17 protein-coding genes are annotated in these 23,827 nt (G+C 41.0%); 10 read left to right on the forward strand and 7 right to left on the reverse strand.

Translation table 11 applies throughout. The features are described from left to right. Nucleotides 1-3 precede the first annotated feature (3 nt). Both BUA60_RS00495 and BUA60_RS00500 read left to right on the forward strand, forming a co-directional pair. On the forward strand, nucleotides 4-2,565 hold the full coding sequence (locus BUA60_RS00495) for a circularly permuted type 2 ATP-grasp protein (protein ID WP_072859809.1): 2,562 nt from the start codon (nucleotides 4-6) through the stop codon (nucleotides 2,563-2,565). 1 nt (nucleotide 2,566) lies between these two features. Next, a complete protein-coding gene (locus BUA60_RS00500; protein WP_072859810.1) occupies nucleotides 2,567-3,457 on the forward strand; it encodes a transglutaminase family protein in 891 nt (296 codons plus the stop codon). A 123-nt stretch (nucleotides 3,458-3,580) separates the two neighbouring features. Here the strand turns inward: BUA60_RS00500 and BUA60_RS00505 are convergent, their stop codons facing one another. Continuing rightward, nucleotides 3,581-4,006, reverse strand: a complete 426-nt coding sequence (locus BUA60_RS00505) for a response regulator (RefSeq protein ID WP_072859811.1) — start codon at nucleotides 4,004-4,006, stop codon at nucleotides 3,581-3,583. Then, nucleotides 3,999-5,720: a sensor histidine kinase gene (locus BUA60_RS00510; protein ID WP_072859812.1), complete on the reverse strand. Its 1,722-nt coding sequence runs from the start codon at nucleotides 5,718-5,720 to the stop codon at nucleotides 3,999-4,001. The genes BUA60_RS00505 and BUA60_RS00510 overlap by 8 nt, the downstream gene beginning before the upstream one ends. A gap of 618 nt (nucleotides 5,721-6,338) precedes the next feature. On the opposite strand from BUA60_RS00510, the gene BUA60_RS00515 reads away from it, so the two are divergent. Further along, a complete protein-coding gene (locus BUA60_RS00515; protein ID WP_072859813.1) occupies nucleotides 6,339-7,223 on the forward strand; it encodes a dienelactone hydrolase family protein in 885 nt (294 codons plus the stop codon). A 30-nt stretch (nucleotides 7,224-7,253) separates the two neighbouring features. On the opposite strand, the gene BUA60_RS00520 is transcribed toward BUA60_RS00515, so the two are convergent. The 3 genes from BUA60_RS00520 to BUA60_RS00530 form a co-directional block, all read right to left on the reverse strand. After that, nucleotides 7,254-8,879 carry a sodium:solute symporter gene (locus tag BUA60_RS00520; RefSeq protein WP_072859814.1) on the reverse strand — a complete coding sequence of 542 codons (1,626 nt, stop codon included), beginning with the start codon at nucleotides 8,877-8,879 and terminating at the stop codon, nucleotides 7,254-7,256. 70 nt (nucleotides 8,880-8,949) lie between these two features. After that, complete coding sequence (locus BUA60_RS00525) at nucleotides 8,950-9,831, reverse strand: SMP-30/gluconolactonase/LRE family protein (protein WP_072859815.1); 882 nt, start codon at nucleotides 9,829-9,831, stop codon at nucleotides 8,950-8,952. Between the two features lie 63 nt (nucleotides 9,832-9,894). Next, entirely contained in the window at nucleotides 9,895-10,659 is a 765-nt protein-coding gene (locus BUA60_RS00530; protein WP_072859816.1) for an SDR family NAD(P)-dependent oxidoreductase, read from the reverse strand. 724 nt (nucleotides 10,660-11,383) lie between these two features. Here BUA60_RS00530 and nirK point away from each other — a divergent pair. From nirK to BUA60_RS00555, 5 genes are all read left to right on the forward strand, one after another. After that, entirely contained in the window at nucleotides 11,384-12,805 is a 1,422-nt protein-coding gene (nirK, locus tag BUA60_RS00535) for a copper-containing nitrite reductase (RefSeq protein ID WP_394333314.1), read from the forward strand. 23 nt (nucleotides 12,806-12,828) lie between these two features. Next, nucleotides 12,829-13,626 carry a formylglycine-generating enzyme family protein gene (locus BUA60_RS00540; RefSeq protein ID WP_072859817.1) on the forward strand — a complete coding sequence of 266 codons (798 nt, stop codon included), beginning with the start codon at nucleotides 12,829-12,831 and terminating at the stop codon, nucleotides 13,624-13,626. Nucleotides 13,627-13,630: 4 nt separating this feature from the next. Beyond that, nucleotides 13,631-14,335 carry an SCO family protein gene (locus BUA60_RS00545; RefSeq protein WP_084532437.1) on the forward strand — a complete coding sequence of 235 codons (705 nt, stop codon included), beginning with the start codon at nucleotides 13,631-13,633 and terminating at the stop codon, nucleotides 14,333-14,335. 93 nt (nucleotides 14,336-14,428) lie between these two features. Next, a complete protein-coding gene (gene mfd / locus BUA60_RS00550; protein WP_394333310.1) occupies nucleotides 14,429-17,812 on the forward strand; it encodes a transcription-repair coupling factor in 3,384 nt (1,127 codons plus the stop codon). 15 nt (nucleotides 17,813-17,827) lie between these two features. After that, nucleotides 17,828-19,159 carry a TlpA family protein disulfide reductase gene (locus tag BUA60_RS00555; protein ID WP_072859819.1) on the forward strand — a complete coding sequence of 444 codons (1,332 nt, stop codon included), beginning with the start codon at nucleotides 17,828-17,830 and terminating at the stop codon, nucleotides 19,157-19,159. 88 nt (nucleotides 19,160-19,247) lie between these two features. On the opposite strand, the gene BUA60_RS00560 is transcribed toward BUA60_RS00555, so the two are convergent. Together BUA60_RS00560 and BUA60_RS00565 are read right to left on the reverse strand one after the other, a co-directional pair. After that, on the reverse strand, nucleotides 19,248-19,907 hold the full coding sequence (locus BUA60_RS00560) for an aspartate kinase (protein ID WP_031442049.1): 660 nt from the start codon (nucleotides 19,905-19,907) through the stop codon (nucleotides 19,248-19,250). A 51-nt stretch (nucleotides 19,908-19,958) separates the two neighbouring features. Next, nucleotides 19,959-20,318 carry a YraN family protein gene (locus tag BUA60_RS00565; protein WP_072859820.1) on the reverse strand — a complete coding sequence of 120 codons (360 nt, stop codon included), beginning with the start codon at nucleotides 20,316-20,318 and terminating at the stop codon, nucleotides 19,959-19,961. A gap of 191 nt (nucleotides 20,319-20,509) precedes the next feature. Between BUA60_RS00565 and BUA60_RS00570 the strand changes: the two genes are divergently transcribed. Further along, complete coding sequence (locus BUA60_RS00570; RefSeq protein ID WP_072859821.1) at nucleotides 20,510-22,018, forward strand: DUF1800 domain-containing protein; 1,509 nt, start codon at nucleotides 20,510-20,512, stop codon at nucleotides 22,016-22,018. A gap of 11 nt (nucleotides 22,019-22,029) precedes the next feature. Next, complete coding sequence (locus BUA60_RS00575) at nucleotides 22,030-23,745, forward strand: DUF1501 domain-containing protein (RefSeq protein ID WP_072859822.1); 1,716 nt, start codon at nucleotides 22,030-22,032, stop codon at nucleotides 23,743-23,745. The last annotated feature ends 82 nt before the right edge of the window (nucleotides 23,746-23,827 follow it).

Raw genomic sequence — 23,827 nt, forward strand, 5'->3', positions numbered from 1 at the left:
ATTATGCCAATAACAAGTACCAGCTGGTTAAGTAATTATATTACCGAATATAAGAATGATGAAATGTTTACACCACAAAATGGTGTAAAACCTTATTGGAACAAACTTCTCACGGAATTTGATAAATTGGGTTACGACGGATTAATGGCCCGCCAAAGGGATATAGATTGGCTACTTTCAGAAAACGGCGTTACCTACAATGTCTACAATGACCCGCAGGGAATGCACCGCCCATGGAACCTGAACGTTGTACCCTTTTTACTCCGCCAGGCCGAATGGAAAACGGTAGAGAACGGTTTAAAACAACGTGCACAGCTTTTAAATTTGGTCTTAAAGGATATTTACGGCGAAGGCAATCTCATAAAAAACGGCATTGTGCCACACGAAGTAATTCACGGGCATCGTGGATTTTTAAGACAATGTAGCGGCATTGAATACAGCACGGAAAAATTTCTTTCCATTTATGCGGCAGATCTTTCGCGTGGAACGGACGGTAGACTATGGGTAGTGAACGACCGTGCAGAAGCACCTTCCGGAATGGGGTACGCTTTGGAGAATCGGTCTACTACCAATAGAATTCTCCCAGAAATCTATGCCAAAATGAACGTAAAGCGACTTTCCGGTTTCTTTAAGGAATTTAACCAGATGCTCGTTGATGCGTCCCCTATAAAAAAAGATAATCCCAATATTGCCATATTGACCCCGGGATCGCACAATGAAACCTATTTTGAGCATGCCTATCTCTCCTCCTTCCTGGGCTACCCATTGGTACAAGGGAACGACCTGGTGGTAAGGGACGGTTTTGTATGGATGAAATCCTTAAAAGGACTTAAACAGATAGACGTTATTTTACGTAGGGTAGACGACGCATTTACAGATCCCCTGGAACTAAGGGAGGATTCCCAATTGGGCGTTGCAGGATTATTGGATGTAGTGCGCAGAAAAAATGTTTCCATTATAAACCCAGTGGGTAGCGGGGTAATAGAAAACCCAGGCCTAATTCCTTTTATGCCGGCTATAGCCAGATACCTTCTAAACGAGGATTTGATCCTACCACAAATAGCATCCTGGTGGTGCGGACAGGAGCAGGAAAGAAAATTTGTATTGAATAACTTATCCCAATTGGTGATCAAAAGAATAGACAGGACCAACAGGGAAAGTATCCATTTTGCTGAGTTTATGACCACGCAGCAGTTAAATGACCTAAAAAGGGAAATTGAACTAACGCCTTATCGATTTGTGGCACAGGAGAAAATAAGCTTTTCTACGGCTCCAAATCTAGTTGATGGAACTATTGAATCCCGAAACCTGGTAACCCGTACCTTTTGCATAGCATCGAACAACGACTACAGTGTGATGCCCGGTGGGCTGGTACGTGTAGCTCCGGACAGGGAAACCATTAGGGTATCCAACCAAAGGGGTGGCACAAGTAAGGATTTTTGGGTTTTGGAAGACGGCCCGGTAAAGGAAGACATAACCAGGCACTGGCAAAAAAGGAGTTCCTTGGCCGCATCCGGTTTAAACGATCTGCCAAGTCTTACCGCCGAGAACTTGTATTGGGCAGGGCGTTATGTAGGCCGAACTTTGGTCAACGCCCGTTTTTTACGCATGGTTATGCGGCAAATGGCCTTGGTGCAGAACAAAAATGAAAAACCAGATTCTGTTAAACTTCAGGTCCTCTTTAAAGCAGTTACCCACTTAACGGGCACCTATCCTGGCTTCGCCGAAAAAAGCCCAGACGGAAAAATGGCTATGGAAGACCCAATGCAGGAAATGTTATCCGTAATATTGGATAAGGACAGACCCGGAAGTCTAGCGCATAACCTTGCCATGTTCGGCAATTCCTATTATTCCATACGGAATTTGTGGTCTTCGGATATGTGGCGGGTTTTCGAAAATATTCAAAAAATTTGGCAATCCTTTGAAGAAGGTCAGGATCGTTCCATAAACAAAATCTTAAAAGTACTCAACCAACTTATCACCCGTTTAATAGCGTTTATGGGCCTTATAGAGGAGAGTATTTTAGTACAACAGGGATTACTACTATATTTTATTGGCCTCCAATTGGAACAAAGCATGTTGACCATAACCAAATGTCGATCCCTGCTTACCATTAAATACGAGGAACAGGTAGAGTACGATCTCTTGGAATATTTGTTGACCAGTCACGAAAGCCTTAATATTTACAGATACAGCTACAGGTCCCACATTCAATTGGAGCACTTATTGGACCTTGTAGTATTGGACTTGGAATACCCAAGGTCCTTGACATTTATGTTGAACAGGATCCAAAAAGACATTGCACGTTTACCGCATTCCCGAAAGGATAACAACTTAAGCAATTATCAAAAATATGTTTTCGACGCTTTCTCCAAATTGCGATTGGCAGAGTCTTCCAATTTGGTAAAAACTAAATCCGAAACCGATTATTTCAGGGAGGACCTGGATGAGTTGTTGGAAAATCTCTCAGAACTATTATACAGAACATCGCAATCCATAAGCAGCACCTATTTTAACCATACGGACAAACAAAATCAATTGGTCACCCAATCCTTTCCTTTTTGAAATGATTTTTAACGTTAAACATACTACCAAGTACGAATACAATGCTCCGGTAATTTATTGTCACAATATTGCTACGCTGAGGCCAAGGGAATCCAAAGGCCAGCAATTATTGGATTATAAAATACAGATAACACCACAGCCGGCAGAAATTTCGGAACGCATAGATTATTTTGGAAATTATATTACGCGGTTTTCGATACAGACAGAACATATAGAATTAAAAGTAACAACAAAAAGTAAAATAGTACGGGATTATGCCCAGTTCCAGGATTCTTTTTTTTCCGAGGTATGTAGGGGAATTACCTTGGACCAAACCCTTTTGGCGTTAAGAAGTACGGACCCTGACATATTGGATGCTAGACAATACATCCTGGAATCTATATTTATTGGACGTGCGGATAATAATATACGGGATTATGCCGAGGTCTCCTTTAAAAGAAATCGGTCAGTTTTTGATGCCGCCTTTGAATTGATGCAACGTATTTATACCGATTTTCAGTTTGTATCAGGGTTTACCAGCATTTCCACACCAGTTGCAGAAGTAATGAAGGAAAAAAAAGGGGTTTGCCAAGACTTTGCCCAAATAGCCATTGCCTGCATCCGGTCTGTAGGACTGCCCGCCAGGTATGTTAGCGGCTATATAGAAACGGTACCCCCTAAGGGCAAAGAGAAATTGGTAGGAGCAGATGCTTCCCATGCCTGGTTCTCTATATTTATACCCGGTTTTGGATGGGTAGATTTTGACCCCACCAATAATCTAATCCCCATGGACCAACATATTGTGGTAGGTTGGGGCAGGGACTACTATGACGTACCCCCTTTAAAAGGTGTAGTGTACGGAAGCGGCAAGAGCAAGCTTAAAGTAGCGGTAGATATACAAGCCGCTATGTAATACCCAAAGCGGGCCGTCTGTTTAAACAATATCATTAAGTTATCCAATGTGCTCAATGATCTTGGAGTTTTTTCTCCGGGAAATGTACCGATATTGGAACAGACTCCTAGCAGGTTTTACCATCTAATATTGATTATGATACCACTCACTTGTAGGTAAATGACCAATCAGGTTTTTGATTCCCTCCTTCGATATTGGTTTTACCAAATAACCCGAAAGCTCACTAATTTCTTTTGCCATAGCTATATCACTTGGATTATTGGATGATGTTAGCAGGTATATATTGATATCCTTTTTTATTTCGGTCTGGAGTGACTTATATTCATTTAAAAACTCCCATCCGTCCATAAATGGCATGTTCACGTCCAATAGGATAATATCCGGAAGATTGGTGGCTGCACCCAGATTCTGTTTAAGGAAATCAATTCCCTTTTCACCATCGGAAAAAAACTTTATCTTAATATCCGGACTTATTTCAGCAATGGTATTCTTCATTATAAACTGAAAAATCTCATCGTCATCGATTAGAAGAAAACTTAGGTTATTCATAGTTGCTAAATATTATTTTAAATGCGGTTCCCTTTCCCAATTCACTACTTACTTCAATATTGGCGTTCAACGATTCCAATTGCGTTTTAACCAGAAACAAACCCATACCTTTTCCGGATAGTCCACGATGAAATCTTTTATATAATTTAAATATATCACTGCCATAGCGACTCAGATCCACCCCCACTCCATTGTCTTCCACTACCAAAACTTTCTTGTCGTTCTCCCATGAAGTTCGGACAGCTATCACCGACTTTCTATTGGGATCCCGGTACTTTATGGCATTGGAAATTAAATTCTGAATTACACTCTGTAGATAGATCTTTGAAAACTTTATTTCTTCCCATGCGCTAAAATCTGTCTTCACCTCTATGGTCTCTTTGTCCAAAGTCTCAACATACAGATCCAAGGTGGCCGCTATTAAAGGTTCCAATGCTATGTCTTCCATTTTAACCTGGTCATCATCGTTGAGAATCCTAACATAGATCAAAAGATCATCCACCAGGGTGTTAATAGCTTGGGTAACTTTTTGCAATTTAGGAAAATAACTTTTGGCCTCTTCATAATCCTTGGCTTCCTTTAACATGGACACCAAAGCAGAAATACTTGTAGTGGGAGCTCTTAAATTGTGGGCAACAATATTATTATACTCCAAAAGTTGGGCATTGCGCAGCTCTAACTTATTCTGTATGGTCGCCAAGGTGTTGTTCTTATTTTCCAGCTCGTTGCTTTTGCTCTCCAACTCCTTGTTCATTTTTTCAAGCGCCAGCATATACTTCCTTTTGGAGGTATCACTTTTTGCTTCCAGATAAGACAGGCATAAAATAACAGCTATTGCCAATAGATTGATAAGGAATATTGAAAAGATCTCACTTTTGAGCCTGGCATTTAAAGTAGCGGAATCCAGATGTTTTATAAGCACCCATTTATTGTTGGTCTTAATGTCCGCAAATTTGTGTTGAAATAAGGGAGTTTGGGCAAGTTCGGTTTTAAAATCCAATTCGGTTTTAATCCACAGATCCCCTTTATGCAACAACGATGTAGTTTCTGCCCTTCCCAGCGTATCCACCAACTCAGGGTATTCCTCTTGGAACGTTATATCTCGACTGCTGGGGATTAAATGTGAAAACTCCTTTATACTGTCCTTACTTACAAGGTAATTGCCAAAACGGTCCAATAGCATAAAGGAATAATGATTGTCTTTTTTAAGTAGTTCCAGAAACCTTTCTGCACTAAAATTAATAACTACTGTTCCCAACTTGGTTCCTTGTGCATCAAATATAGGGGCAACCCCACGAATCATTGGCTTATAAGGGAATTCCAATATCCCGTTTTCTTGATTTAGATTTAATGGGGACAAATAAATCTGACTTTTATTGAGGTCTGTAGTCTCCTGATAATAATTCCTATTAGACTTATCCTGGAGAGCTAGACTCTTTACTATTTTACCATTATCCTGTCTATTAATTCTATATACCTCCTTTCCAGACAAATCAATAAGTCTGAACTGATTATAACTATCCATCCCAATCACAAAATCCCCTATTTTCTCATCTAAATGGGCATTCTTGTCAGGGTCAAAATCGCTTTCGCTAAAACCATATTGTTCCCAATAATAGAGATTGGCTATCATGGGTTTTAAAAGTTCAACGATGAGTTGCTTTTTATTGGAGAGTTCTTCTTGCTGTAAGGAAATCAGCTTTTCGTGCTCCATTTTATATAGCCACAAAACCGCCAAAACACTCAATATTAGAATTGGGAGGTAGTATTTGACAAATTTTAATAGTAATCGTTTAAGCAAATTTAAGGCTATTAAAGTTAAATCCAGTGTTGGGATACAATCACCGGTCTATGCACAATCAAGCTATTTGGGGGAAAGTTTTAATGATCCAGTTTGGCAATAAACTGAAAATCAAATATAAGTAAAATTAGACCTCACCAATCATTTTTAATTTTATTCTTATAAAAAAAATCGCCTTCTAAGCTTCGATTAAACTTGACATGCCCAAGTTCATTTTTTTAAAACCAAAAAGCTAATATTAATTAATTGCCCCCCTAAGTCCAATAATTTTTTGCATTATGAAAATAGGAAAATTGGCCTACCTTCATAAATCCCTATAAAAGTTAAAACTAATTTCATACTTTTAGTAAGTACTGCTATTCTAGAGCATCATTTTACTATTATTAACATTGAATAATGCCCTTGAAGAACAGGAAAACCTTTTCAAAAGAATCTCCTTGCATACGCCCCATATGTGACGTGCGACTATTTTGAATCGGACCTGATGAAATCTAATAAATACAAAGCGAGTTCAACCATAAATCAACGCCCATGAAACCATTGAAAAAAGAAGACATTAAACAGGAGGTTTTTGACCTCTATGATGACTATGCCCACAACAGGGTAAGTAGAAGGTTGTTTATGGATAAATTATCCACCTATGCCGTTGGGGGGCTTACCGTAGCTTCCCTCCTTAGCTTTATTTCTCCTGATTACGTAAAAAAAATCCAGATAAAACCTAATGATCCAAAATTAAAATCGGAATATATTCATTATGATTCACCAAAGGGCGGAGGTTCCATAAAGGGTTTGTTGTCTAGACCGGCAGACGCCAAGACAAAGCTTCCAGGAATAATCGTAGTGCACGAAAACCGGGGATTAAATCCCCATATCGAAGATGTTGGGCGCAGGGCAGGCCTTGCAGGATTCATCTCTTTGGCCCCAGATGCCTTGACACCTCTTGGGGGTTATCCCGGCAATGACGATGATGGCCGTGAATTGCAAAGCAAACGAAACCGCGATGAGATGTTGGAAGATTTTATTGCTGCCTTTGAATATTTGAAAGCCCACCCGGAATGCTCCGGCAAAGTTGGAGTGGTAGGATTTTGTTTTGGCGGCTGGATTTCCAATATGATGGCGGTAAAGATTCCCAATTTAGGGGCTTCCGTTCCTTTTTACGGGGGGCAGCCAACAGAAGATATCGATAAAATAAATGCTCCCTTAATGCTCCATTTTGGGGAACTGGATACAAGAGTCAATGAAGGGTGGCCAGCCTACGAAGAAGCCTTAAAAAAGTATGGCAAGGAGTTCAAGGCCTATATATACCCTAAGGCAAACCACGGTTTTCATAATGATACCACACCGAGGTACGACCGGGAAGCGGCCGAATTGGCCTGGGGACGTACCATCGATTTTTTTAGGGAAAAACTAGGTTAAATTAGGGCTATAAACAGGTATCAATCATCGCTACAAGGAAAGCGTACTAAATGATATCATGATATACAGCACAATGAGCACCACCAAGACCGAAGCCACTATATCCCAAATAGTATAGCTCAACTTGTTGTCCGCTTTCTGTTTGGCCGTAACCGTACCAAAAGTTAGTCCGGACAATTGTGCTGCCGAAGGAGCAGGATAAAACATGCTCACAATAACCGCTATGGCCACACAAAGGGCAAAGAAATAGGCTGCAAATACCAACCAGTTTACATCGGCAAGGTTGAATAGAAAACTTCCTTCGGAAAAACTGGATTTCATAATTTCCAAGGTAAGCTTGGAAAACCCTATGATCAATCCGCCAACCAAAGTAGCAATGGCACCGTTGGCATTTATTCGCTTGTAAAAAATCCCCAACAGGAATACCGCCGTAATCGGTGGGGAAATATAGGCCTGCACGTTCTGCAGGTATTCATATAATCCATCAGAAAGCCTAGTTATCACGGGAATCCACAGCAAGCCCAGACCTACTACAAAAAAAGTAGCGGTCCTCCCAGTTTTCACCAATTCCTCTTCAGGTTTATTGGGTTTCAGTTTTTTATAGATATCCAAGGTAAACAAGGTGGAGCAGGAATTAAATACGGACGCCAGGGAGCTCATCAAGGCAGCCAGCAATCCTGCAGCTACCAATCCGCGTAGGCCAGAAGGCAGAAGGTTGCTCATAAGTACCGGAAAGGCCTCATCCGGACTGTTCCAATCCAATTTCCCTTGCATTTTAAGCCCCAAGGCTACTACACCTGGAATTAGAAAAAGAAAGACGGGCATCAATTTAAGAAGTGCCCCAAAGATACTTCCGCGCCTACCGGCCTTGATACTTTTGGCAGTAAGCACCCGTTGTACGATGACCTGATCTGTACACCAATACCAGATTCCAACAATGGTACTGGTCAAAAATAATGGAAGCCAAGGATAATCTGGATCAGAATTGGGTCGCCACATATTAAAATAATCCACTCCTATGGTTACCTTTAGCTCTCCCCAACCACCAACGGCTTCAAGCCCCATAAAACTTAAAATTCCGGCCCCAAGTACCAAGACTATGGCCTGTATGGTCTCCGTATAGACCACTGCCCGCATTCCACCCAAAATAGTGTACAGTCCGGTAAGCGCAACGGTTGCAACTGCACCGATCCAAAAAGGAATTCCCAACAAGGCAGATACCACCACCCCTCCCGCATAGATGGTTACAGAAACCTTGGTAAGTATATATGCTATTAATGAAACTATGGAGAGCACCCATCTGGAACGGGCATCGAAACGCTTTTCCAAAAATTCAGGCATGGTGAATACCCCACTTCTGGCATAAAAAGGCAGAAATACCCACCCCAACATCAATACTATCCAGGCATGGAGCTCATATATCAACAATGGCATTTTATCCCCGGCACCATTACCGGCCAATCCCACTACATGTTCGGACCCAATGTTGGAGGCAAAAATGGACGCCCCTACCATAAACCATCCAATGTTTCGTCCGGCCAAGAAATAATCCTCGGTATTCTTTTGTTTTTGCTTTATTACCCACCAGGCAACTCCCAGCAATATCACAAAATAGGCGCTGATTACCACCCAATCCAGTACGTCCAATCCTTTCATTCTAATTTATTTGGTTTCGTTGGTTTTTTAATTCGCAATTTTTGAAAATAGATTGTGGTAGTTACCTGAATTAATTTATAGTCTTAAACTTATTGGAAGGAAGTGCCTTATGACCACAATTCCTTACTACAAATAAGGACCCTGCCAAGGGTTGTTTCTCGAGCTCAGCTTTACTTAGACCCTTCTTGGCCGAAGTAATATAAAGATCTTGCATGGCTTCACCCCCAAAGGCGCAGGAGGTAACTTGGGATACAGGCATGGCAATGGCCGATAATTTTTTTCCCGTTCCAGGATCATAACGGGCTACCTGCCACCCTCCCCAATGCGCTACCCATAACATTCCCTCATTGTCTATGGTCATGCCATCCGGAAAGCCGTCTTTCTCGGCAATAGTGACAACCGTTCTCTTATTGGACAATCCCCCGTTTTCCTTGTTATAATCATAGCCCACTACTTTGCGTGTGGGGGAATCTATAAAGTACATTGTTTTGTGATCCAGACTCCATGCCAAACCATTGGAAACACTAATGTTGGATTCCTTTTTCCCAACATTTAATGACGCATCCAGCACATAAAGGCTACCAGAGGATTTGTCTTCTGCAATGGGCATGGTCCCTGCCCAAAACCGACCTTCCGGATCACATTTCCCATCATTAAACCTGTTTTCCGGTAAATGCGATTCTGGATTCGTTATCATATCGACTTTCCCCGTTTCACGGTTTACGTATCCAAATCCGTCCTTCATGGCAGCAATGTAATTCCCATTGTCTGAAAAAGCCATAGCACCTATCATTTGCCCTACCGAAATGGTATTGGAAATATCGTTCCCGGGAGACCATTCATGGATATTTCCATTTAAAATATCTACCCAACATATCTGTTTTCTGGAGTTGTCCCATAACGGACCTTCCCCTAATTCGCAATTAATTCCACTAACTACTTCTGGACCCATATTTACTAAATTCTATTAATAATTTATTGATTGTTATAGTATTAAGAATATTTAAAGTGACCATTAATTTTTATAAGGAGACGGACTCACCGATGTCCAACCCCCATCGATCACCAAACTTTGTCCCGTTATGTGTTTGGCGTTATCGGAGATCATGAACAAAACTGCTTGGGCAATATCATTGACAGATGCAGGTCTGCCCATAGGCGTTATATTTTCCCAGGTCCCGAAATAGTCTTTATCCTTCAAGGTCCTTTCAGTCAAGGTAGCCCCAGGAGCCACGGTATTGACATTTATTTTATAGGGCGATAGCTCTATGACCAAGTTCTTGGCCAACATTTCCAATGCGGCCTTGCTCATCCCGTAGGCCGCTAAGTTTTCATGTGCCTGATGCCCGGTTACGGACGACATAAAAAGTATGGAGCCGCCCAAACCCTGTTTTTTCATTTGTTTGGCCGCTGCCTGTGCCAAAAAGAAGCTCCCCCCCAAATTTACTTTCATAACCTCAAAGAATGATTCCGGCGGATAGCTTAGGAATTCCCCGAAGAGGGTAATCCCGGCGTTGGCTACCACCACATCCAGTTTTCCGAATTCTACAACTGCCGTATCTACCATTTGTTGTATTACGGACATATCACTGGAATCCCCAGAAAGACCAATACATTTTCCAATTTCACCATCCATGCCGGCCACTGCTTCCTTCGTTAATGCGGCATCCAAATCATTCAAAATTACATGGCCCCCTCGGGCCACCAACTGTTTACAGATCTCCAGGCCGATACCCTGCCCCGCTCCTGTAACAATGGCTACTTTATCCTTAAAATCCATAATCAATCAATAGTATTAATGGGAATCCCTTGGTTCCTCATCCAGGTCATATAAAGAAAACCGTCCTTACCTGTGCGACCGTACCAATTGCTGCTACACAGCTTTTTCTTGTCATCTTTTTCCATTGGTTATTTTGGTTTTTATGAATCCGCCAATATTGAAATCTGCTTGGCCTATAAGGCATAGCATAGATTTTCGTATTGATATTTTTTTATGATCTATGCGCTGAATTTCAATTTGCAGGCTTCAATATCGTGAACTTTTCCGAAATAGATAGGTCGTTTTTTAAGGAATTTGTAATTAGGACATCGGAAGTCTGCATTTAAATGGATTATAGAGGTTAACCGCTTTTTAAACCCAGTCCGCTGTCATGCGCATTCTGATATGCAAAATATTTTGTACTCTTGGCTTTCACTGGCCATTGAAGTATCTCCACCAATCGACCTAAAAAATTTCATAGGAAAAGTTCTAACAAAAACAATGTCCCAATGCTAATTGGGACAGGCATTTTTACACCCGTTATGATTTAGTTTTTGCAATTGACGCTTCTAAAACCCTCTAATTCAACACTTAATTTTAAACATGATAACTGTCATGTTTTTATTTGACAATCGCAATTATTTTTGCCCCTATAAAAGACAAAAAAGTCCTTTATTTTTTCAATATGCAACCAAAACAAAATATTATGAATCCAAAATCGACAAAAAAAGTATTCCTTCTCCTAATGCTGGTAGCAGGAATGGGTAGCCTTATCCTCTCATGTGCTAAAAAAGAAAAGATCGTTTACGAAAGCACAGCAGATATCCCTGCAAATCGTGAAATGATCGCAGAACTAACCGCTCCGCCCCATGTACCTACCCCAGTTGGGGATAGAAAGGCCAAATTACTAAAGGTGGATATGGAAATCCTGGAACAGGAAGGAGAAATGACCAATGGGGTGCGATACGTGTACTGGACCTTTGGTGGTTCTGTGCCAGGTAGTTTTATTAGAACAAGGGTTGGGGATGAGGTTGAATTTCACCTAAAGAATCACCCGGACAATAAATTACCACATAATATTGACCTGCATGCCGTTACCGGTCCAGGGGGAGGTGCAGAATCCTCCTTTGTAGCTCCCGGCCATGAGAAGGTTTTTTCCTTTAAAACCCTAAATCCAGGACTTTATGTGTACCACTGTGCCACTGCGCCAGTAGGTATGCACATAGCCAACGGAATGTATGGATTGATATTGGTTGAGCCCGAAGGTGGCCTGCCCTTGGTGGATAAGGAATACTATATAATGCAAGGCGATTTTTACACCAAAGGTGCCAATGGTGACCGTGGTCTACAGCCTTTTGACATGCAAAAAGCAGTTGACGAAAAGGCAGATTATGTAGTTTTTAATGGAAAAATGGGCGCCTTGACCGGAGACAATGCCCTTACCGCCAAGGTAGGTGAAACTATTCGTTTGTTCGTGGGCAATGGTGGACCCAACCTCGTATCATCCTTTCATGTTATTGGTGAAATATTCGATAAAGTACATGTAGAAGGTGGGGATATGATCAATGAAAATGTCCAAACTACCCTAATACCGGCAGGAGGAGCAGCGATCGTTGAATTTAAGGTAGATGTACCAGGAACTTTTATATTGGTAGACCATTCCATATTCAGGGCCTTTAACAAGGGAGCTCTTGGAATGCTTAAAGTGGAAGGTGAGAAAAACAAGACCATTTATTCTGGTGAACTGGAAGATGGTATTTACCAGCCAGAAGGTAGTGGAATTCAAAAAATGCCCTCCACAAATGGCGTTGTGGAATCTGAAATCCCCGCCAAATCCTTGGAAGAAAAGATGGAATTTGGAAAAGCAACCTATATGCAGACCTGTTTTGCCTGTCACCAGGGAGAGGGGCAAGGAATTGCCAATGCATTTCCTCCTTTGGCCAAATCGGATTACTTAAATGCCGATGTTAATAGAGCTATAGACATTGTTTTACATGGAAAAACAGGTGAAATAACCGTAAACGGACAAAAATACAATAGTGTTATGACGGCGCAGACCTTGTCAGATGAAGAGGTGGCCAATGTACTTACCTATGTTTATAATAGTTGGGGCAATACCAAAAAAGATGTAACGCCGTCTATGGTCAAAAGCGTAAGAAACAAATAAAATTAAATAATAAAAAGACAATTATGGGTCCCTTCTTAAAAGTAGCATTTACTCTTTTTGGTATTATTACCGCCAGTAGCATTTTTGCACAAGCTGAGCAAATGGTTACCGTAAAAGGAGGGACTTATATTCCGCTTTACGGCGTTGATTCAACGGCGGTCACCGTTGATGAATTTACTATGGACGTATATCCAGTAACCAACAAGGAGTATTTAGAATTCGTTCAGGAATATCCTGAATGGAAAAAAAGTAAGGTCAAGCGACTATTTGCAGATGGAAATTATTTGGTGAATTGGGAAAGTGATGAATCCTTTGGAACGCAATTAGCCGAGGATGCCGCGGTTACCAACATTTCTTGGTTTGCCGCCAAGAAATATTGCGAATGCCAAGGAAAAAGGTTGCCAACCGTAGATGAATGGGAATACGCGGCTATGGCCGATAAAAATAGTCCGGACGCCCGTAAAAAAGAATCCTACAATCAGCTCATTCTGGATTGGTACGAAGCTCCAAAAACATTTAACAATTCCATAGGCTCCACCTTTAAAAATTATTGGGGAATTTATGACCTTCACGGCCTGGTATGGGAGTGGACGATGGACTTTAATTCCGTTTTAATTTCTGGTGAATCCAGAAAGGATGTAGACAAGGACAGTAATCTATTTTGCGGAAGTGCGGCTGTTGGGGCATCGGACTTAATGAACTACGCAGCCTTTATGCGCTATGCCTTCAGAGGTAGTCTAAAAGCTAATTATGCTATAAGAAATTTGGGATTCCGATGTGTGCAGACCAAAGGGCCGAACAATAATAACCTAACTTATTAAAGAAATGAAAAAAATTCTCAACGCCGGATTGTTATGCCTTTTGGTCATAAATCTTATAGGGTGCAATACAAACAATTCCACCAAAACAACAGCAGAAAAATACCAATGTCCCATGCATTGCGAGGGCGACAAGACCTATGATCAATCTGGTAAATGTGGCGTTTGTAAAATGGACCTGCAGCTTCTGGCAATGAACACCAAAGAGGAGGGTGAAATTTCTGAGCTATCCATTTATAACCTACCATCCAAATGGACCAATCAGAACAATGAGGAAATACAGTTGAAGGCACTAAAAGGAGATGTATTGGTCATGGTCATGATCTACACCTCCTGTCAAACGGCATGCCCCAGATTGGTTGCGGACATGCGCGGTATAGAAGAGCAAATCCCAGCGGACAAAAAGGAAAAGGTTACCCTTGTTTTTGTTAGCATAGACCCTGAAACAGATACGCCACAGCGCTTAAAAGAATTTGCAAAGGAAAATCAGATGGACTCGGAAAAATGGGTATTTCTAAGAGGTTCGGAAGCGGACACCCGCGAATTTTCAGCAGTACTGGCGGTCAACTACAAAAAAATATCCCCTATGGATTTTTCCCATTCCAACATTATAAGCGTTTTTGACCAAGAAGGGGAATTGGCCTATCAACAAGAAGGCTTGGGAGTTAACAATAAGGAAACCGTATCCAAAATCATAGAATTGGTGAATTAGAACATATTCATTTTTTAATTCCCTACCATCTTTTGTAAAAAGGATAATCAAGGGTTATATTTGCATAAAAATTTACGGTTGACAAAATCTTCAATGTTACAACTGTTCGCACAGTCTCCCCAACTGGGAAAACTGAGGGCTACTATTGCCGATTTCCAAGATAACGCCTCTGCGACCTCAAAACCTAAAACGAATATCAAAGGACTAACAGGGTCTGCCCTGTCCTTCGTAATTGCAGAAATATTTCATAAATCCGAGGCTCCATTTTTGTTTATTTTAAACGATAAGGAGGAAGCCGCCTATTATTTAAACGACCTGGAGCAGCTGTTAGGGGACAACGATGTGTTATTTTACCCCGGTAGTTACAGAAGGCCTTACCAGATTGAGGAAACGGACAATGCCAATGTGCTTTTGCGTGCAGAAGTACTAAACCGTATCAACTCCAGAAAAAAACCGGCGATCATCGTAACCTATGCCGATGCGCTTTTTGAAAAGGTGGTGACCAGAAAAGAACTGGAGAAAAATACCTTAAAAATTAAACTGGAAGATACCCTTTCCCTAGACTTTTTAAATGAGGTATTGTTCGAATATAAATTTAAAAGGGTCGATTTTGTAACGGAGCCAGGAGAATTCTCGGTTCGTGGTGGTATTATGGACGTATTTTCCTTTTCCCACGATGAACCTTATAGAATTGAATTCTTTGGGGACGAGGTAGACAGCATCAGAACCTTTGATGTAGAAACGCAATTGTCTACACAAAAGGTCAAAAAGATTACCATCATCCCTAACGTGGAAAACAAGTTCCTGGACGAAAACCGGGAAAGCTTTCTAAAGTACATATCCCCAAATACCCTGATCTTTAGCAAGAACCTTAGTTTGCTCTACGCTAGGTTGGATTCATTTTTTGAAAAAGCAGAAGAGGCATTTACCAAACTATCCAAGGAAATAAAGCATGCGAAACCACAGGAATTGTTTACCAATTCCGAATTATTAAAACATCAACTGGCCGATTTTGGCCTTGTAGAGATCGATGGAAGTACTAAAACTTCGAGTGATCCGGAAACCATAGTTTTCAATACAAAACCACAACCATCCTTCAATAAAAAATTCGATTTATTAATAGAAAACCTTAACGATAACTACAAAAACGGGTTTACCAATTATCTCTTTTGCGCCACAGACCAACAGGCCAAAAGGTTTCACGATATTTTTGATGAAGTGGGAAAGGAAGTCCATTATAAAACTGTTGTACTTCCCCTATATCAAGGCTTTTTGGACAATGATCTAAAGATTGCCTGTTATACGGACCATCAAATCTTTGAGCGCTATTTAAAATTCCACTTAAAAAATGGCTACGCCAAAAAACAGGCCATTACCCTAAAGGATCTGAACAAATTGGAAATTGGGGACTATGTTACCCACATAGACCATGGAATCGGGAAATTTGGGGGCTTACAAAAGATAGACGTTGAAGGCAAGAAACAAGAAGCTATAAAGCTAATGTACGGGGAAAGGGACATTCTTTATGTCAGCATACATTCCCTGCACAAAATTTCGAAATTCAATGGAAAGGACGGCGCTCCCCCAAAAATATACAAACTAGGTTCCGGGGCATGGAAAAAAATCAAGGACAAGGCCAAGTCACGTGTTAAAAAAATTGCCTTCGACCTTATCCAACTTTATGCCAAGCGAAGATTGGAAAAGGGGTTTCAATACGGACCGGATAGCTATTTACAACACGAATTGGAGGCTTCCTTTATCTATGAAGATACTCCTGACCAAAGCAAGTCTACAGAAGACATCAAGAAAGACATGGAAAGTGAAAGGCCCATGGACCGACTCGTTTGTGGGGATGTTGGTTTTGGTAAAACGGAAGTGGCCATTAGGGCTGCCTTTAAGGCCGTGGACAATGGTAAACAAGTGGCCGTATTGGTACCCACTACCATTTTGGCCTTTCAACACCACCGGACCTTTTCGGAGCGTTTAAAGGAAATGCCAGTAACCGTAGATTATGTAAACCGCTTTAGGACCGCCAAGGAGAAAAAAGAGACCTTGGAAAATCTGGCAGCGGGTAAGGTAGATATCATTATTGGCACCCATCAGTTGGTAAACAAGAACGTGAAGTTCAAGGATCTGGGCTTATTGGTCGTTGATGAGGAACAAAAATTTGGGGTATCGGTCAAGGACAAATTAAAATCTATAAAAGAAAATGTAGATGTCCTAACGCTTACCGCTACGCCCATCCCAAGAACGCTTCAATTCAGTTTAATGGCGGCTAGGGACCTATCGGTCATCAACACGGCTCCGCCCAATAGGTACCCCATAGAAAGCGAGGTAATCCGTTTCAGCGAAGAAACCATTCGCGATGCCATCACCTACGAAATCCAACGGGGCGGACAGGTCTTCTTTATCCATAACAGAATTGAAAATATTAAAGAAGTCGCTGGAATGATCCAAAGACTGGTGCCCGATGCCAAAATTGGTATCGGCCACGGGCAAATGGATGGCAAAAAATTGGAAACCCTTATGTTGGCCTTTATGAATGGTGAGTTCGATGTACTTATTTCCACCACCATTGTAGAAAGCGGTCTGGACGTTACCAATGCCAACACCATTTTTATTAACAATGCTAATAATTTTGGCCTAAGCGACCTCCATCAAATGAGAGGACGTGTAGGCCGAAGCAATAAAAAGGCTTTCTGTTACTTTATTACCCCTCCCTATGATGTTATGACCAATGATGCCAGGAAAAGAATTCAGGCCTTGGAACAATTTACGGATCTGGGCAGCGGTTTCAATATTGCCATGAAGGATCTGGAAATTAGGGGTGCAGGCGATTTGCTAGGGGGCGAACAGAGTGGATTTATCAATGAAATTGGCTTTGATGCCTATCAGAAAATATTGGCAGAGGCCATAGACGAACTTAAGGAAAACGAATTTAAGGAGCTTTACGAAGAAGTTGGCGGCAAACCAAAAGTCTTTGTCAAGGAAACGCAAATAGATTCCGATTTTGAATTGTTGTTCCCTGATGATTATATCAACAATATAACCGAACGCTTAAACCTCTATACCGAACTGAACCAGGTCTCCGAGGAAGAGGGATTACAAAAATTTGAAACGGAATTGGTCGACAGATTTGGGGAGCTCCCCACCCAGGCCGAGGATTTACTAAACTCGGTCCGCATCAAATGGATAGCAAATAGTATTGGCCTGGAGAAAATAGTGATGAAGAAGGGCAAGATGATCGGCTATTTTATAGCGGACCAGCAATCTGATTTTTACCAAAGCAGTTCCTTTACCGCCGTGTTGCAATTTGTACAAGCCCATCCCAACCTTGCCAAACTAAAGGAAAAGCAGACCCGTAACGGACTGCGACTTCTGTTGGTATTTGAGCATATAAATTCTATTGATAAAGCCTATAAATCCATTCAACCATTTAATTCACTTATCCCTAAAACTGGAATAACAGTCCAATAAAACGTCCTTAAATAGATGAATTTAAAAAATGTATTTTTCCTATCAATCCTATGTTTCTCCCTATTTTTGAAGGCCCAGCACAGCGTTTCAGGAAATTTATCCCCGGCCGATGATTACAAATGGTTGATTGCCTATAAACTAAATCCGGACCATCAGAATTATATAGCCGACACCGCTGTTAAGAACGGGACTTTCTCCCTTATTATTCCTGCCAATGCCAAGACGGGAATGTACAGATTGGTTTATGCTGTACCCCAAGAGGAATTCTATTTTGATTTTATCTATAATGGAAAGGAAGACATTGTTCTTTCCTTCGATTCCCAAAAAGGCCTGTCCTTTATATCCTCCAATGAAAATCTTCTGTATGCAAGGTACTTTAATGAAATCCATGGGCTGGAGAAACAAATTGCCCAATTTTATTCGGAAAAAAAGAAGGACCGCAACCTGCTTTTAAACCTTAACAAGAAGTTGGCCGCGGTGCAAAAATCATTCGAAACCCAATCACAAGGAATGCTCAGCGGACATTTCATTTCGGCAAACAGACCCTATATTTCTTCGGGCTATGAGGATGTTGAAACCTACGTAAAGCATAAAAGGGAACATTATTTTGACGCCTTGGACTTTAACGATGAGGTATTACTGGGAACTGACTTTTTAACGGACAAAGTAGTTAATTACGTATTTACGGCCCTGCCCCAACATCAAATTCCCAATAAAGACAAAGAGCCCGTAATTATAGAAAATGTCAAGGAATTGGCCCGCGTATTGGAAAATGTAAGTGCCATCAACAAGGTGCAGTTATTCAATAGCCTATGGACAAAGGCCTCCGACGATAATCTACATAAAGTGGCCGATTTTATTTATAGTAATTACCTAAGATCCCTGGCCACAGAAACCAATAAATCCGAACTCTTAAAAAAGATCGAAACCCAAAATAGACTTCGATTGGGAGCCGTAGCCCCGGAAATCACTTGGAATGAAGGCAGTAGCACCAAAAAACTTAGTGCCCTAACGGGGGCAAAGAATTATGTAATCGTATTTTGGAGCAGTACCTGTTCCCACTGCCTACAGCAACTTCCGGAATTTCACAAAAACCTAAAGAGTATTTCCAACACCAAGGTTTTGGCTATTGGCTTGGAAGATGACGATAAAACCTGGAAAACGGAATCGGCCAAACTACCAGACTTTATTCACGGCATTGCACTTGGGAAATGGGAAAGTCCGTACGCAGATATTTACGATATCCATCAAACCCCCACCTATTATATTTTGGACAACGAAAAGCGCATCGTTGCCAGACCGGATGATTACCAAGAGGTTATAAAATTTTTAAATGGGAATAATTAACACTCTGCAATTGGAGACAATACGTTTTTCTATTATCACATTTACACATTGAAACATTGTTCCATTAACCAATTGCTACCTTAGTAAATTACAATGTTTTAAGGTCCTTAATGGTTTTAAAGGCTACATCTACCTGCTCATCATTTACGATGATGGTAAATTCATTGGTGGTAGATATTACTTCGTACAGCACGATACCCTCCCAAGCCAAGCGTTGAAAAATAAAATAATAGATACCAGGTACGGACACATTTTCCGCGGGTAACTTTACGGTAATGGAGGAAAGGTTTTCGGCCTTTTGTGTACACTTCTCGTTCTTGAACAGCTCCTCCACTGCCTCGTCCAATATATTACTGACAACGATATTAAGTTCGTTGACCCCTCTTGACGAGGTATAGAAAACATCCTTGTTCCTGTTTACCTCATTTAACAAAACAGTCTGATTTTCCAAAATGGATTCGGATACCAAAAAGGTAAAATCGGTCAATGATGACCTTACCGTAATCTCCCCAATATTTTTTAATACTTTAATAATTTTATGGGTAGCACGGAACTCCAAATCATCGGAAAGACGCTTTAAGGCCATGACAATAGCACCATTTCGAATATCCTTTCCCAACTCACTTTCTATTTCCGGTTTTACTATCCTAGAAAGCGATGTTAAGTTAATAATACCCTGAGCTAAAGCACTTTGCAAAAAAGGTTTCTTTTTAATGTAGTCTTCCACGACCGATGAAATAGTCTTCATTTTCTTAAACTTTTGGTAAAAATAACAAATTGTTACAAATAAAACAAATAATTAAAAGTGATAGAATGCATTTTCCAAATGTTCTATGCTAAAGTTCGTCCCATTTTTACGTATGGTAATGATATCGAACCTGGTCTCCACATCAAGATCCTTGCTTATAATATAATGATCGGCCGCCATGACCAAGAGCTTTATTTTCTTATCGGTAACCGTGTCGGCAATAGGTTGCATATAGTCGGAACTTCGCGATTTTACTTCTACAATGGCCAAAATATCTCCTTTTCTTGCAATTATATCGATCTCTGCTTTCAAATACCTATAATTTCTATGAACTACCCTATAGCCATTTTCGGTTAAATGGTCCACCGCCAATTGCTCTCCCTTTTTCCCAAATTCGTTATGCTTTGCCATCCCGTTTCGATTCTATTTACCAAAAAACGTGCATTTTGTCGAAAAACCTAACATACTGTCGTCCAAATTTCTATAAACCACGTAATTTGTTATGCATTATAACGAAAATTTCGTAAGAGCTATAATTTCTTATTGGAATATGCGTTATGCAATGACCCCTTACTTATAACCTATCAAATGCGGAATAAATTATGGAATTTTTCATAAACTGTAATACTTCTAGTTTGGCCCCCCACACCACCCCATTGGATGGACAAAGGGCTCAACATCTATATAGGAGATTGGGTTTTAGCGCCTCCGTCCAAACAATTAATCAGGCAACTGGCCAATCTGCCGGCAATTTGGTTGATTCACTTATTTCCGAAGCGCAAAATAAACCCCTCTTAGCTGCTCCACTCTGGGCAGATTGGAACAATAGCAATTATCCTGAAGATGACGACCAACGAGGAGCTTTGATGCGTTCGCAACAGGAAGAATTCAAGTTGGCCTACACCAACGCCTTACTTGAAAATAACCTCCGGGACCGTCTTAGTTTTTTTTGGAGCAATCATTTTGTAACAGAGCTGGACGTTTATAATTGTAATTCATTCCTATATCATTATATCAATTGCCTGCAGCGCAACGCTATTGGCAATTTCAAGACCTTTGTTAGCGAAATTGGCCTTACCAGTGCCATGCTCTACTATTTGGACGGCGTTTATAACAATGGTAACAATCCCAATGAGAATTATGCCCGTGAACTTTACGAGCTATTTACCTTAGGCGAAGGAAATGGATATACCGAACAGGATATCATTGAAACCGCCAAGGCCATTTCCGGATATGTTGAAAGGGGAGAACTCGGCTGTGAGCAAGTAGTTTTTGATCCTACCAAATTTAACACTGAGAATAAAACAATATTTGGAAGAACTGGAAATTGGGACTATGATGACGTTATCGACATTCTTTTTGAAGAAAGAGCCAATGAAATAGGCTATTTCATCTGTAAAAAATTATACGAATTTTTTGTACACCCAGATGCTACAGATGAGGCCAACAATGCCAAGACCATTATTGATGGCTTAACCGCAACCTTTATCAGCAATAACTTTGAATTGGCACCGGTGTTAAGCCAACTTTTTAAAAGTCAACACTTTTTTGATGATGAAGCTATAGGCGTAATCATTAAGAGTCCATTCGATTTATACTTGAATACCATTAACGAAACCGGTTTTGCCTATAACGATACTACCATTGGAAGTGCCATAAATTATAGTGGACTGCTGGGTCAGGATCTATTCGACCCTTTTGATGTTGCAGGATGGCAACGAAACAGGGATTGGATCAATACCAATTTCATGATTGGACGTTGGCTTACCATGGAAACTATTGTTGATGGTTTTTACCAAGACAACCCCGAACAATTCAGGACTTTTGCCATGGATGCCGTTGGACCGGCCAACAGCAATACCAGTAACCCCGAGATTGTTGTACGGGCCATTGTAGACAAAATTACACCCAAGGGATTGTTTACCCAACAGGATTTTGACAATGCCATGTCCGCATTTAAAATAGAAGATGTTCCGGAAGATTATTATGGCCCTGATTATATTCCTGGCGGACAATCCTTATGGATTTTAAGCGTAAGCCAAGAAGTTCCATCACAGGTTCATCTACTCTTAAGACACCTTACCAGACAACCCGAATATCAACTTAAATAAAACTGACCGTTATGTGCGATACTCATCATAATTCACCCCATAAAGGCAAAGACCATGATGGTCACGATTTGGAACATAAGACATGGAGTCGACGTTCCTTTCTTCAAGCCTTAGGTATTGCCGGTTCCGGATCCATGATGCTGGGCAGTAACTTTCTAACTGCATCGGCCCCATCCCCACTGACCTCGGCTATAGCCATGGCAGAAACCGATAATATTTTAATTTTAATTCGCTTGTCAGGTGGTAATGACGGTCTTAGTACCATTATCCCCATTGAGCAATACGATATCTATGCCAATGCACGTCCCAATATTTATCTTCCAGAAAGTAAAATATTAAGGTTAACGGATGAATTTGGGGTACCCACCTATATGAAATCTTTGGAACCCATGTGGGGCGAAGGACAGTTTAAAGCCGTTCATGGCGTAGGTTACGAAGGCCAAAGTCTGTCCCATTTTACCGGTTCGGATATTTTTGCCAATACCGACCTAAGTACTACAGGCTTCAGCGGAAGGAAAACAGGATGGATGGGTAGACATTTTGAATATCTATATCCTGATTATTTATCGGATTTTCCAGGTAGCCGACCAGAGGGCCCTGCCGCTATCCAAGTAGGAAACTACGGAAGTTTGGTTTTTGAAGGCGAGGAGACCAACTACGCCTTTGTAACGAACAATATAGATCAGTTGGAACAAATTGCGGAAACGGGACTACAATATTCTGTGGAAGATTCGCTTTTTGATAATTGTATGTACAGCGATCAGATTAAATTTCTTAGAGGTGTATCCAACGTAACCAACGAATATGCAGGCACTATACATGAAGCCTATATGCGTGGGGCAAACCAGGTGGAGTACCAAGACAATGGTTTTGCCAGACAATTGGCTTTATTGGCCAGATTGATCAAAGGAAACCTGGGCACCAAGGTCTATATGATAAGTATGGGAGGTTTTGACACCCATGGAAATCAACCTCTGGTACACGAACGCCTAATGACCCAGCTGTCTATTGCCGTTGACAATTTTTATGATGATTTGGCCTTTACCCAGCAGGACGACAAGGTATTGAGTATGACTTTTTCCGAATTCGGTAGAAGGATTTATGAAAACGGATCCAATGGAACCGACCACGGAAAAGCTGCCCCAACCTTATTTTTTGGTTCCGGATTAAACGGCAGTGCTTTTGTAGGCGACCATCCCTCATTGGATGAGCCCAATAGCAGAGGTAACCTAGAGTATACAATGGATTTTAGAAACCTGTATGCCACTGTACTGGCCGAATGGTTATGTGTAGATATCCCACTAGTGGAACAACATATCATGGACGGATATAAATACACCCCTGTAAACCTTGGCTTTAACTGTAGCGGAGTAGATTTCCCGGATATTGTTTATAGTGATGGGCAGCCCACTCCTCCAACGCCGACAGATCCAACTGGGGAAAATCCAAATCCCGAATTGCTGGATGCCATCGTTCATAAACCTTTTTATCCAACAGATTCAACACCCCATATTTACCTTGAAATGCCTTTTAGCGGTCATGTGGACATCCAATTGTTCAACATCATGGGCCAGCATTTAGGAACGGTATATAATGAAATAATGTTGGAGGGCTCCATTGAAATCAATGTTAGGGAGAGACTATCTACTTATTTAGCGACAGGAAAATATATTTATAGAATACAGGTTCAGGATAAAAAACTGAGTAAATCCATAATGGTAGCTTAAAGTCACCCCCTACTTACTATGCGAGAAGGCCTTCGTAAATTCTGAATTCTTTTCAGGGTAACGAAGGCTTATTTTTTGAAGG

The sequence above is a fragment of the Arenibacter palladensis genome, from assembly GCF_900129275.1.
GTDB lineage: Bacteria > Bacteroidota > Bacteroidia > Flavobacteriales > Flavobacteriaceae > Arenibacter > Arenibacter palladensis.